Source organism: Psychrobacter sp. Ps1 (genome assembly GCF_022129425.1).
Classification (GTDB): Bacteria; Pseudomonadota; Gammaproteobacteria; order Pseudomonadales; family Moraxellaceae; genus Psychrobacter.
The window spans coordinates 1-12,346 of record NZ_JADQAN010000020.1 but is presented as its reverse complement, the minus strand read 5'-3'; the positions used below and the strand labels follow the sequence as shown (position 1 = coordinate 12,346).

The window sequence follows — 12,346 nt, the reverse complement described above, 5'->3', positions numbered from 1 at the left end:
AAGAATTAAGCCCTAGGTGAATTAAAATGGAGTTGATATATGCTGGAAATTAGACCTAATTGTGAATGTTGTGATAAAGACTTAGTACCAGATTCTACCGAAGCAATGATTTGCACATACGAATGCACTTTTTGCGTCACATGTGTAAATGAAATACTAGAAAATGTATGCCCAAATTGTGGCGGTGGTTTTGTTCCTCGAACTATTCGACCTAAAATGGCTAGACGTATAGGTTTAAGTATCAACCATCAGCCTCCTTCAATTGAAAGAGTACATACCAAATATAGCATTGAAGAACTTAAAGAGTTCTCAGCAAAAGTTAAACACACAAAACCTGAAGATCGATGATTAATACATTTATATAACAAGCAGTTTAAACGGAAATAAAAAAGTTGGTTCGGCTTCGCTCAAAATGCTAACACACGTTTTTTGCAGTTTAACCCGGCGTTATGTTTCTAGGAGTTCTCTTTCATGAATTTGCGACCTACATCACAAGAAGAAGTTTTTTTAAGCCTTGCTTACAATAGGTTTTATGATCTTGCCGATGAAATAATTGAAGACTCATTTTGGGAACAAGAAGACTGGTATCGTTTTAGCAAAGTGATTAACCTATTTTCAGTTTATGCAGAGTTACTAGCTTATGAGCCCTTTAAGTATGTTCTTGAGGCAATTAAGAAACAAAGACCTCCAATGGAATCTGAAATTGGTGGCCCATTGTTTAAATTTATTAGAAATACTTTTGCTCACTTTCCCTTGTTTGAGAGTTGGAATGAGGTTTGGTTAACAAAAGGCTTAGTAAATTGGCAAAAAGAAGGGTTAACCATTGATCGCTTTCTCCAAAAGTACGCTGGTCATACCGAAATAAAGTATAGATTTTGGGAAGCTGAGAAGAAAAAAATGACATATATAAGTATCAATTTTCCAGAACAATATGATGATAAAAAAATATATTTAAGCGAGATTCTTTCCGAAAAAGATGGCGTAAAGTTCTCGCTTATAATGATGCGGAATATATTAAACACACAAGTAGAGTCTATTAAAGACGGGATATAACAAGCATTTGAAGCGGAACTGCTAACAGTTTTCTCGGTTCTGCTTCACTACACATTTGAGCCAGATAATACTCACAACTTATGACTGTGTTACCACCGACTACTATGGGCACTAAGCTGACCGTCAATACTTGAACAGTATGAATATTTACTTTTATTTTAGTTGTGCAAAACAGCATGACCTGACATTTTAACGCCTTCTACATTAGGAGATGCTCGTTAAGAGCTCTATTTAGCTTGCCCAAGATCATCCAGAATAGCGCAGTCTGCATTATCATCGCCTGCACAATGATCAAAAGAGTTCTGTAGCGAATTGACCATCTCTTGCAATTGGGCAATTTTTTGGTTTAACGTTTCGATATGCTCTTGTGTCAGTTGCTTAACATCTGCACTCTGACGGTTGGCATTTTTGCGCAAATACAGTAACTCTTTCATTTGCTTAGATGAGAATCCTAAGTCACGAGAATGTCTTAAAAAGCATAAGTCGTCGATATCGTCTTTAGAATACAAGCGATAACCTGAATTTGAGCGATTTACGGTTTCTAGCAAGCCAATCTGCTCATAGTAACGAATCATTTTGGTAGAGATACCTGATTGCTTTGATGCTTGACCAATATTCATATTTTTCCTCCTAACCTAGAAAGGGCTTAAGCATTAATGTTTAAACCCTATATGGATATCCTTTACGATTCTATATTCACTCTGTAATGACAGTTGCTTTGAAATACTTGAGACGTAACGCATTACCTAAGACAAAAACAGAAGATAGCGCCATTGCGCCTGCCGCAAAAATGGGTGAGAGCAGGATACCAAAGGCGGGATACAAGACACCTGCGGCAATCGGAATCAAGGCAACATTGTAAATAAATGCCCAAGCCAGATTTTGTCTGATATTACTGATGGTGGCTTTACTCAAGGCAATCGCGGTAGGCACGCCTTGCAGACTACCTGACATTAGCACCACTTCAGCCGCCTCAATCGCCACATCTGTGCCTGTACCTATGGCCAATCCAACATCGGATTGAGCCAATGCAGGGGCATCATTGATACCGTCACCAACAAATGCCACTCGGCCATATTGTTCTTGCAACTGGCGTACTGCATCCACTTTTCCTTCAGGTAATACTTCTGCCACTACCTGATCGATATTTAATGTTGCGGCAATCGCTTGGGCGGTATGGCGATTATCACCTGTAATCATGGCTACCTTTAAGCCTAACTGATGTAGTGCGGCGATGGCGGCATGAGTCGTCTCTTTAATAGGATCTGCAACGGCGATGATAGCAGCTAATTGCTGGTCAATAGAGACATAGAGTGGGGTTTTACCTTCTTGCCCCAAACGTAGCGCATCTTGTTCAAAAGGCGCAACATCAAGCCCTAATTGCTGCATATAACGATCTGCGCCAATGTCAATCACTTGGCCCGCCACGTTTGCTTGAATACCCAAACCTGTCATCGCCTCAAAGTCAGTGATAGGTAGCAGTTGAATATTCTGTTGTTCTGCGGCTTGTACAATGGCTAAGGCAATGGGATGCTCAGACTTTGCTTCAACCGATGCCATCACACGTAAGACCTGTTCTTTCTCAAACCCTTGTTGGACTTGAAAATCTGTCAACGTAGGTTTGCCTTCAGTCAATGTGCCTGTTTTATCAACGGCCACTACGCTCACATCCTGAAGCATTTGTAGCGCTTCACCTTTACGGAATAGCACACCTAATTCTGCACCACGTCCCGTACCGACCATAATAGAGGTGGGAGTGGCCAATCCCATTGCACAAGGGCAGGCCACAATGAGCACGGCAACCGCATTGATTAAGCCAAAGGTTAAGGCAGGGTCAGGACCAAAAATCAACCAAACGATAAAAGTCAATGCTGATAAAAACATCACTGCTGGTACAAACCACATGGTGACTTTATCCACCAATGCTTGAATCGGTAATTTAGAGCCTTGGGCTTGTTCTACCATACGAATGATTTGCGCTAATACAGAATCTTCACCAATGGCCGTTGCTCGAATATTCACGGTACCGTTTTGATTGATAGTACCGCCGACCACTTGATCGCCGGCTTGTTTTTTCATAGGGACAGGTTCACCAGTAATCATCGATTCGTCAATATAACTGTGACCGTCAACGACTTCGCCATCGATGGGCACACGCTCGCCTGGACGAATCTCAACGATCATTTTTGCAGTGACATTTTCTACAGGGACTTCAATGACCTTGCCATCTTGCTGTACACGGGCGGTTTTTGCCTGCATGCCCACTAAATGCTGAATGGCCCCAGAAGTACGTCCTTTGGCCTTTGCTTCAAAATAACGACCTAATAATATCAAGCTCACAATCATGGCAGCGGCTTCGTAATAGACGTGCACCGTGTCTTCAGGTAGCGCTTGCGGGATAAAGGTCGCTATGAGAGAAAAGCCATATGCTGCGATAGTACCAATCGCCACTAGCGAATTCATATCTGGCGCAAAACGCAATAAGGCTGGCACGCCTTTTTGATAAAAGCGTCGGCCTGGAAAGAGTAGTACCAATGTGGTCAAAACAAACTGTATCAGCCAACTTTGCTGAGTGCCGAGGTTATTCACCACCCACATATGAAAGGCGGGAATCATATGCGAGCCCATTGCTAAAATGAATACGGGAAATGACAACAGCGCAGAAAGCCCTAAATCTCGTTTAAGCCGATTTTGCTCTGAGGCTTTTTTATCTTGTCGATCACTTTGATCTTGTTCTACCAGTTTGGCCTCGTAGCCCGCTTTTTTAACGGCCTCAATTAAGTCACTTGTTTGTATTTGTGCATCGTCTTTAATCCAAGCGCGTTCAGTCGCAAGGTTTACCGTGGCTTGTTGCACGCCAGCGACTTTGGCTAAGGATTTTTCTACTCGTCCAACGCAAGAGGCACAGCTCATGCCTTCTATGGATAGCTCGATAGGCTTGGTTTCAGTCACTTTATAGCCTGCACGCTCTACCGCTTTGTTTAACTGGGCTACATCTACAGGCTGCGATGAATAAACAGTCGCCTTTTCAGTCGCAAGATTTACCTCGGCGTTTTCAACGTGCTCAATATTTTTTAATTGTTTTTCGATACGTCCAACACAAGAGGCGCAACTCATGCCTTCAATGCTCAGCACTTCATGATAAGTAGGAGTTTTAATGTTTTTTGTTTTCATAACAACCTCTGTCGTTTTTAACTATATTTTTAATCTTATTTTCAAATCTATAGCGACAGCATATAGGTTGACATCATGGTAAGGTCAAGCGTATTTCTTTAAATACTTTTAAACCCGTTTATAGTAGCGTTCTATATTCGTTGTTAAGCTTAAAATAGCTCGATTATGGTTTATTGTTGAAGGTGTGGCGGCATTAATTCTAAAATAGGGCAGGATAAATGACTGATAATAAGATAAACTGCCCAGCGAGCGCTGATAGGGTTCGATAACTCTCGATAGCTTTCGATCAATTCACTGTATTTGGCTGCTAGCGAATAAAACAACAATAATAAGAAATGCTGCTAGCAATGACAGAGTACACCGTCAACAGCAGGTGGTATCAGCACCGTTAACACAAAATATTTATACAAAACCATTGATATTAAGGCACATCACTATGGAAGAAGTACCAAATACGATAGAACAAAGACCCGTATTCATGCCCAAAGTCAACAGTGACAATTTGGTAAAAACGGATATGGTTATGTTTGAGCGACATGTGGGATTTGCGACCAAACAAAAGAAAAAATCCATCAATGACTTACAACAAGTCATTCGTAAAAAGTATGGATTTAAGCACGTGCTAGAGCTGTCTAGTAAATCTGGTAATAAACTGAGTTTTCCGCTAAGTCCGTTTAGTTTAAAAATTACTGATGAGCATGATAGCAGTCCATATAGTGTCGAAAATGCTTTTCAAGCCAGTATGGTTTTTGAAGATGGTGGTCCTTATACGGATTTGCTTACCGCGCCACCAAGACAAGCCAGAAAGGATGAGCGATTGATGACCTCGGGCGAGCTCATTGGCTACAATTACTTTGGTATGGAATGGGGCGTAGAGCCGTTAACAACATTTTATGATTGGTTGTATGTGAATGCGCTCAAGCAAAACCCTCAGCTGCATGAAGAAGTGATTCAATATCAGGGCTTCACTGATATTACCTTTAATCCTAAAAAATCTATCCATAGTGCAGCGTATGCGTTAGCGTTATTTGTGGCACTGCATAAAAGAGAATTGCTCGATAATGTTGAAGACCCAATGGCATTCTATGACTTATGCAATAATTTTAAAATCAGCAATACTGAGCACCTGTTAGAAGAAGGTTGGATCTGATTATTAAATCAGCGCTTGCTTAAGTTTGCTTGAACCGAAAGCTACGATACATGATGTATCGTAGTTTTTTTATGTCTCTATGTTTAGAGCTATATATTCTCATCCCAGTACGGCGGCGTGCCATAGTAGTTGTTCATAAAGTCGATAAAGCATCTGACTTTGTGAGGTAGTAGTTTTCTATGGGCATAGACTGCATACAACCCCAAAGGGCTAGGTTCATATTCTGGCAACACTACAACCAACTTACCAGTACTTAATGCTTCGCTAGCAATGAAAGTCGGCTGTAATATCAATCCTCCGCCTGCAATAGCTGCTTCAACGAGTACATCGCCATTATTACTATGGAAAACGCTACGTTCTTTGAATTGTTTGGTCTTTAGGTATTTGTAGATTTGACCCTTAGTTTCTACATTCATATAGCTATAATGCAAATAGCGATGCGACTCTAGATCCTCAAGTTGCTTAGGGGTGCCATGATTTTTGAGGTACTCGGGCGAGGCGCATAATACCACGCGAATCGGAGCAATCTGCTTGGCGATAAGCGATGAGCTTTGGAGCTGTCCGATACGCAGGGCAATATCAAACCCTTCTTCAACGATATCTACTTTTCGATCACTCAACTGCAGATCAACGGTAACTGACGGATAGCGCTCCTGAAAATCAGTGATGAGTTTTGCCATATGTTTTAAGGCAAAGGAGACGGGCGCACTGATGCGCAGGACGCCTTTGGGATGCTGCTGTAAGCCGCCTAACTGCGATGCCATCTCATCAATACTCAATAAAATCTGCTGCGCGTGCGTAAAGTATTGACTGCCAGCTTCTGTCAGGCTGACTTTGCGTGTAGTACGGTTGAGCAGGCGAGTATGTAGTTCCTCCTCTAGCTTTGCCACATATTTGCTTACTAGCTGCGGCGAGAGCTGCATCGTAATAGCCGCTTTACTAAAGCTGCCTTCTGTCACTACCGCGACAAAAGCACGCATGGCATCGATTCTATCCATATCTGTCCCTATAATTCTCTCGATATCAAATCTATTATAAATATTATGTTGATAATTATTCAATATAACTGATCTTACTCTTTTATAGCGTTGATAGTAAAGTGTGCCTATATCATTTTCGACACTATTTATTCTAATCATACGTTATGGAGTAAGCATCAATGAAATCATCACTATTAGATACTATTTTGACATCAAAAGCTGGAGTGGCGGCCTTAGTGCTTCGGGTACCCGTTGGCTTAATTTTAGCTGCTCATGGCGCCCAAAAGTTGTTTGGCTGGTTTGGTGGCAATGGATTGGCAGGTACGGCTCAATGGTTAAGCAGTATGGGTATGGAGCCGGGTTACTTAATGGCGATACTAGCAGGTGGTGCTGAGTTCTTCGGTGGTCTGGCTCTGGTATTAGGTTTGTTAACCAGACCAGCTGCTTTAGCCGCAGCCTTTACCATGTTAGTGGCTATTTTTTCTGTCCATATCAGTAATGGGCTATTTGCTGATAATGGCGGTTATGAATACGCGCTAACATTGATGGTAGCTACGCTTGCCCTAGCTATTCAAGGTGGCGGCTCCCTCAGTATGGATAAAGTATTATCAGAAAAATTAGGATAGGTTTTATAGTTGTAAATAGCTTTATTCAATTTTCGTGAATAAAGCTGTTTGAAAATAGCCATTTAAGACAAGCAACAAGGAGAAAGCCATGACAACACTTTTATCTAATGAGTCAGTTAGCCAGCCTGTACTGTTTATACCGCATGGTGCAGGGCCGTGCTTTTTCATGGATTGGCAACCAGCGGATACGTGGTATGAGATGGCAACGTTTTTAAAGAGCATTTCTGCTCGTTTGCCTGAGCGACCAAAGGCTATCTTAATCATTAGTGCGCATTGGCAGACAGCTGAATTTAGTATCACCGCTGGCAAGCAACCTGATCTCATTTATGATTATTATGGCTTTCCTGAACATACTTATAGTTTGACTTATCCAGCCTCAGGCGCGCCAGCATTGGCGGAGAAAGTCAGTAGTCTACTGACAGAGGCAGGGGTAAGCAATAAACAAGATGCGGAGCGTGGGTTTGATCACGGGGTATTTATACCGCTCAAGCTAATGTTCCCTGAGGCAGATATTCCAGTGGTCCAACTATCCCTGCGTCATGATTTAGACCCACAAGCGCATTTGGCTGCTGGTCAGGCATTGGCGTCATTGCGTACAGAGGGTGTGCTAATCATCGGTAGCGGCATGAGCTTTCATAATATGCGCGGTTATGGCGATACCAGTTTTACTGAACCGTCAGAGCGTTTTGATGAATGGCTAACGAATACTGTAGAATCAGCAGATTCGAATAAACGACTCACGGCCTTGGCTAATTGGAAAAATGCTCCTCATGCGCTTGACTCACATCCGTTAGGGGCAGAAGAGCATTTGTTACCGCTTATGATAGCGGTGGGTGCAGCAGGACGTGATAAAGGCCACAAGACTTACTCCCAGCAAGTGCTAAAAACGCAATTGTCAGCTTTTCAGTTTGGGTAAGTATTCTAAAAAGCATAGATCACAGTGTTTCAGCGTAATTGTCAAAAATAAAACAACCTTTGAATCTCAGAATCAAAGGTTGTTTTAGGTTGATAGAGCAGTTATTAACAATATATCAAATAAGAGATGTTATCTCTTATTTGATATATTTTGCCACTACATTATTTCCGTCAAGCTCAAGTTTAAGAATGTTCGATGTCGTTTCAAAGTTGGCTATAGCTAAGTCAATTATTATAGATTTCGTAATTGCTCGATTAACCAACGATGTATGCCACTGTCAGCAGTACGTGGATGCCATGCTGCGATGACCTTAAAAGTAGGCGGCAATGCTTCAACTTTAAGCTCTTTGACCTTACTGCTCGGCAATAATCGCGAAGGATAAAACGCAATCATGTCAGTCGTGTGCAAAATATCTGGTACAGCCGAAAAGCTAGGAACCGACATCACAATATTTCGTTTTAGACCTTTTTCTGCAAACCATTGATCATGAGAGCCGCGTAAATTAGCACGCGAGGGTGACACGACTAGCTGCGCGTGTGCAGCCACTTGCGACAGCGTCAATGGCTCTGTGGCAAAGGTGTTTTCACAACCCGTCACGCATAAATGTTGCTCTTCAAATAAAGTCACATATGATAAGTTATCAGGGATAAATTCAGGGAAGGTAATCAACAAATCAAGCTCGCCTGCTGCAATCAGCTGATTGATATTGTCTGAGGCAAAATCACGTACGATTAACTTCAAATCTGGTGCGTTGCGTCGCGTAATATTAAACAATTGCGGTAATAATGCCTGCGTCGCATAGTCAGTCGCACTAATCGTAAATATGCCTTTGTATGTGTGCGGCATAAAAATCTCTGGCTCTAACAAATCTTCCAACTGCTTTAATATATGGTCAATAGGTTGCTGCATCGATAGCGCTTTTGGTGTTGCCACCATGCTATTGCCTTGACGAATAAACAAACGATCATCAAACACCTCACGTAACTTGCGTAACTGCTCACTGATGGCTTGTTGGGTCAGCCCCATTTTGCGTGCGACTTGCGACAAGTTTTTTAGATCAAGTAGCGCCTGCAATACTCTAAGTTGCTTGATATCGAGCCGATTCATACCATTCATAATTTCATACCATTAATAATTGTATCTTAAACAATAACTGGTTGTTTCTAATTGTACCTGCAAAACGCTATGCTGACCAACATTGCTTAAGTAGCCACTAAATGAGCTATTAAGCATTAAAACAGGCTCAATACATTCAATAATAAGCCATCAGCTGCTTTAAAAGAGACACTTATGACACAAACTATTCCAGATACAAAGACATTATTTTCCTCTGTAGCACTTGGGCCTTATACGCTCAACAACCGTATTGTCATGCCGCCATTGACACGCTCTCGTAGCACGCAACCTGACAATATCCCTAATGACTTAATGGCCAGCTATTATGCACAGCGTGCGACAGCAGGCTTTATGGTGACGGAAGGTACGCAGATTGAGCCAAGAGGTCAAGGTTATGCTTGGACGCCAGGTATTCATTCACCAGCCCAAGTTGAAGGTTGGAAAAAAGTCACGCAAGCAGTACATGACAAAGGCGGTATTATTTTTGCTCAGCTTTGGCACGTAGGCCGTGTGTCGCACACCAGCTTGCAGCCTAATGGTGCTCAGCCGGTAGGGCCGTCTGATATTACTGCTGATAATGTCAAAGTATTTATTGAAACAGGTCCGGGTGAAGGTGCATTGGCCGATCCAAGCGCGCCGCGTGCACTCAGTACCGATGAAGTTGGTGAACTGGTAAGTATGTATGCGGCCGCTGCGCGCAATGCATTGGAGGCGGGTTTTGATGGGGTAGAGCTGCATTGTGCTAACGGTTATTTGGTCAATCAGTTTATCTCTGAACATAGCAACACACGTGATGACCAATATGGTGGGTCGTTAACCAATCGTCTGCGTTTCTTAAAAGAAATCGTGGCTGCTGTCAGTGATGTGGTGGGTGCTGATCGTTTAGGCGTACGCTTTGCGCCATTATTTGCGAGTACGGATGAGACGCGTGTGTATTTAGGCTTGGTAGAGTCAGATCCCCATCATACGTATATTGAGGCGATTAAAGTCCTTGAGCAAGCGGGTATTGCTTATTTGTCCATTGCAGAAGCTGATTGGGATAATGCGCCTGATTTACCAGACACTTTTTATCAAGCAGTCAGAGAAGAATTTTCAGGCCGTATTATTTATGCTGGCAAATACACGGTACAAAAAGCTGTGAACATTTTAGAAAAAGGCTACGGTAATTTATTCGCGTTTGGTCGTCCTTTTATCGCCAATCCTGATCTGCCAGAGCGTATTGCCAATAACTGGCCATTGAATGAAGTAGATCCTACCACGATGTATGGTGGTACTGATGTGGGCTACAGTGATTATCCTTACTATCAAGAATAGCAAAGTATATAAACAGTGACTGAGATAAGGCCATTAATACTAATGGCCTTATTTTCATTTATAAATTTGTGACTTGTTGGATATTCACAGACAGTCAATCTTTAAGCGACAATTATTGTTTTTGTCGCTTAAAGGTTTTTCTTTTATCGTTTTATCAATAGGTAGTAGGCAATGAATCAGAATTCCAAAGACAGACTTATACGCATATTGATAGGATATGTCGGACTTTATCCAACGCTCCTAATCGTATTGACGTTATTGAAGCCTGTGACCCAAGGATTAAGCCTGCCAGTGGTGGTATTAATTGAAACGATAATACTTGTTCCACTGACACAGTTGGTGTCTTTCCCACTAGCAGGCTGGGTCATTGAGCGTCTGAACAGAAAAAAGTAATCGCTTTTCGCAGCGTTCACTGGTACACCATTCTCTTATTCAAGCTCATCAATCAACTGCTTCATCTCAGCGATTTCACGTTTTTGTGCTTTTATAATATCATCAGCAAGCTGTTGCACACGCGGATCTTCAATATCAGCGCGGCTACTGGTGAGAATGGCAATCGAGTGATGCGGTATCATCGCCTGCATCCAATCGACTTGATCGACAGTCGCTTGAGATCTAACGCCCCAGATACCAACTGCAAACATCAATACACTTAGACCATAGATCATCAAATTGACCTTGGTCTTCTTATACATATTGGTCATAAATGCCAACATGACCACTGCCATAACGGCACCCATGTATAGCGCCATATAAGCTCGGGTTTCACTAAAGTAAATGTGATCCCACTGGTAGGTATTGAAGTACATCATGATATACATGATGACAGTCGATGTCAGAATCATTAAGGTAAATTTTACATAAGGGTTCATATTTTTTTGCTTAGCAGCTTCCATGATATGACCTCCATTGTTTTGTTAAATTAAAATGGGTAGACAGTTAAAACCAGAATTTAACCCCCGCAGTCAAACTATTGCTATCAACTGATTCATTTTCTTGACGTCGTTGGCCACGAGCCTTGCCAAGCGCTGTCTCATAACTAACACCCACATAAGGGGCTAGCTGGCGATTGAACGTTTCGTAAGTCAGCCTGACCTCAGTTTCCATCTCATTAAAGCCCTTGGTAATACCATTATCATGGTCATCTTTACTAAAGGCTGTCAGTCCAACCTCCGGTATGACAACCCAATGTTGATCCAAACGCCATTCGTACTCTGCGCCCAAATCAAGACGAAGCTGACCATCGGTATATAAGTAGGCTCTCGCATCCGTTTCGATAAAATAAGGCGCGGTACCGACAATACCTGCCATTATGGCAGCGTTATCGTTTTCAGTATCGTAAGCGACACCAGCTTCACCATTCCAGAAAATGCTCAGTGGTTTCCAATAAGCAAGGGAGCTTAAGCTATCGATTTCTCTATCATCTTTAGTATGAGCACTACCTTCCGTGCGTAGTCTTATACGATTGCTATCAGTACCGTACCAACCCGTCGCCTCGAAGTTGATTTGATCTTCGTCAAACTGATAGCCCAAGTCGTCTACTGAGACTCCCCATAATGGCATGCTGCCCATCATCATGGGCTTACCATACTGCCCGTATGGAACCCCATTTGAATAGTCTGGACTGCGAGCATCGGCTGGTGGCTGCCCACCTTGCATCCCTGACATATCCATGCCACTGTGATCCATACCAGACATATCACCCGACATATCCATGCCACTGTGATCCATATCAGACATACCACCTGACATATCCATGCCACTGTGATCCATATCAGACATACCACCTGACATATCCATGCCGCTGTGGTCCATATCAGACATATCGCCTGACATATCCATGCCGCTGTGGTCCATACTCGACATCTCAGCAGCTATTGCAAAAGGTGATGTGAGCAAGACTAGCGATGACAAACCAATGAATGGCAGATTTTTCTTAAATATTTTCATAATAAGCCTCATATTTGAAGGTTTGTTAAACGACGGCAACTTCTCGGAACATACCGGCTTCCATGTG

Annotated in this window: 13 protein-coding genes; 7 read left to right on the top strand and 6 right to left on the bottom strand. The window is 42.4% G+C overall.

Annotated elements, in window-relative coordinates; genetic code table 11:
* The first annotated feature begins 39 nt into the window (after positions 1 to 39).
* Both I3249_RS10450 and I3249_RS10445 read left to right on the top strand, forming a co-directional pair.
* Positions 40 to 348: a DUF1272 domain-containing protein gene (locus I3249_RS10450; RefSeq protein WP_238069907.1), complete on the top strand. Its 309-nt coding sequence runs from the start codon at positions 40 to 42 to the stop codon at positions 346 to 348.
* Between the two features lie 123 nt (positions 349 to 471).
* Positions 472 to 1,053 (top strand): hypothetical protein, encoded by a 582-nt coding sequence (locus I3249_RS10445; RefSeq protein WP_238069906.1) that lies wholly within the window; start codon positions 472 to 474, stop codon positions 1,051 to 1,053.
* A gap of 227 nt (positions 1,054 to 1,280) precedes the next feature.
* Here I3249_RS10445 and cueR read toward each other — a convergent pair whose 3' ends face one another.
* Together cueR and I3249_RS10435 are read right to left on the bottom strand one after the other, a co-directional pair.
* Positions 1,281 to 1,673 carry a Cu(I)-responsive transcriptional regulator gene (gene cueR / locus I3249_RS10440; protein WP_197101096.1) on the bottom strand — a complete coding sequence of 131 codons (393 nt, stop codon included), beginning with the start codon at positions 1,671 to 1,673 and terminating at the stop codon, positions 1,281 to 1,283.
* A gap of 76 nt (positions 1,674 to 1,749) precedes the next feature.
* Complete coding sequence (locus I3249_RS10435) at positions 1,750 to 4,227, bottom strand: heavy metal translocating P-type ATPase (RefSeq protein WP_238069905.1); 2,478 nt, start codon at positions 4,225 to 4,227, stop codon at positions 1,750 to 1,752.
* A gap of 436 nt (positions 4,228 to 4,663) precedes the next feature.
* Between I3249_RS10435 and I3249_RS10430 the strand changes: the two genes are divergently transcribed.
* A complete protein-coding gene (locus I3249_RS10430; RefSeq protein ID WP_238069904.1) occupies positions 4,664 to 5,377 on the top strand; it encodes a hypothetical protein in 714 nt (237 codons plus the stop codon).
* A gap of 89 nt (positions 5,378 to 5,466) precedes the next feature.
* Here I3249_RS10430 and I3249_RS10425 read toward each other — a convergent pair whose 3' ends face one another.
* On the bottom strand, positions 5,467 to 6,375 hold the full coding sequence (locus tag I3249_RS10425; RefSeq protein ID WP_238069903.1) for a LysR family transcriptional regulator: 909 nt from the start codon (positions 6,373 to 6,375) through the stop codon (positions 5,467 to 5,469).
* A gap of 161 nt (positions 6,376 to 6,536) precedes the next feature.
* On the opposite strand from I3249_RS10425, the gene I3249_RS10420 reads away from it, so the two are divergent.
* Both I3249_RS10420 and I3249_RS10415 read left to right on the top strand, forming a co-directional pair.
* Complete coding sequence (locus tag I3249_RS10420) at positions 6,537 to 6,983, top strand: DoxX family protein (protein ID WP_238069902.1); 447 nt, start codon at positions 6,537 to 6,539, stop codon at positions 6,981 to 6,983.
* A gap of 88 nt (positions 6,984 to 7,071) precedes the next feature.
* Positions 7,072 to 7,899, top strand: coding sequence for a class III extradiol ring-cleavage dioxygenase (locus tag I3249_RS10415; protein ID WP_238069901.1), 828 nt, complete (start codon positions 7,072 to 7,074; stop codon positions 7,897 to 7,899).
* A gap of 231 nt (positions 7,900 to 8,130) precedes the next feature.
* Here the strand turns inward: I3249_RS10415 and I3249_RS10410 are convergent, their stop codons facing one another.
* A complete protein-coding gene (locus I3249_RS10410) occupies positions 8,131 to 9,015 on the bottom strand; it encodes a LysR family transcriptional regulator (RefSeq protein WP_238069900.1) in 885 nt (294 codons plus the stop codon).
* 186 nt (positions 9,016 to 9,201) lie between these two features.
* Between I3249_RS10410 and I3249_RS10405 the strand changes: the two genes are divergently transcribed.
* Positions 9,202 to 10,329, top strand: coding sequence for an alkene reductase (locus I3249_RS10405; protein ID WP_238069934.1), 1,128 nt, complete (start codon positions 9,202 to 9,204; stop codon positions 10,327 to 10,329).
* Positions 10,330 to 10,500: 171 nt separating this feature from the next.
* On the top strand, positions 10,501 to 10,722 hold the full coding sequence (locus tag I3249_RS10400) for a hypothetical protein (RefSeq protein ID WP_238069899.1): 222 nt from the start codon (positions 10,501 to 10,503) through the stop codon (positions 10,720 to 10,722).
* A gap of 35 nt (positions 10,723 to 10,757) precedes the next feature.
* Here the strand turns inward: I3249_RS10400 and I3249_RS10395 are convergent, their stop codons facing one another.
* Positions 10,758 to 11,225 (bottom strand): DUF305 domain-containing protein, encoded by a 468-nt coding sequence (locus I3249_RS10395; protein WP_238069898.1) that lies wholly within the window; start codon positions 11,223 to 11,225, stop codon positions 10,758 to 10,760.
* Between the two features lie 43 nt (positions 11,226 to 11,268).
* Entirely contained in the window at positions 11,269 to 12,279 is a 1,011-nt protein-coding gene (locus I3249_RS10390) for a copper resistance protein B (protein WP_238069897.1), read from the bottom strand.
* Positions 12,280 to 12,346 lie beyond the last annotated feature (67 nt).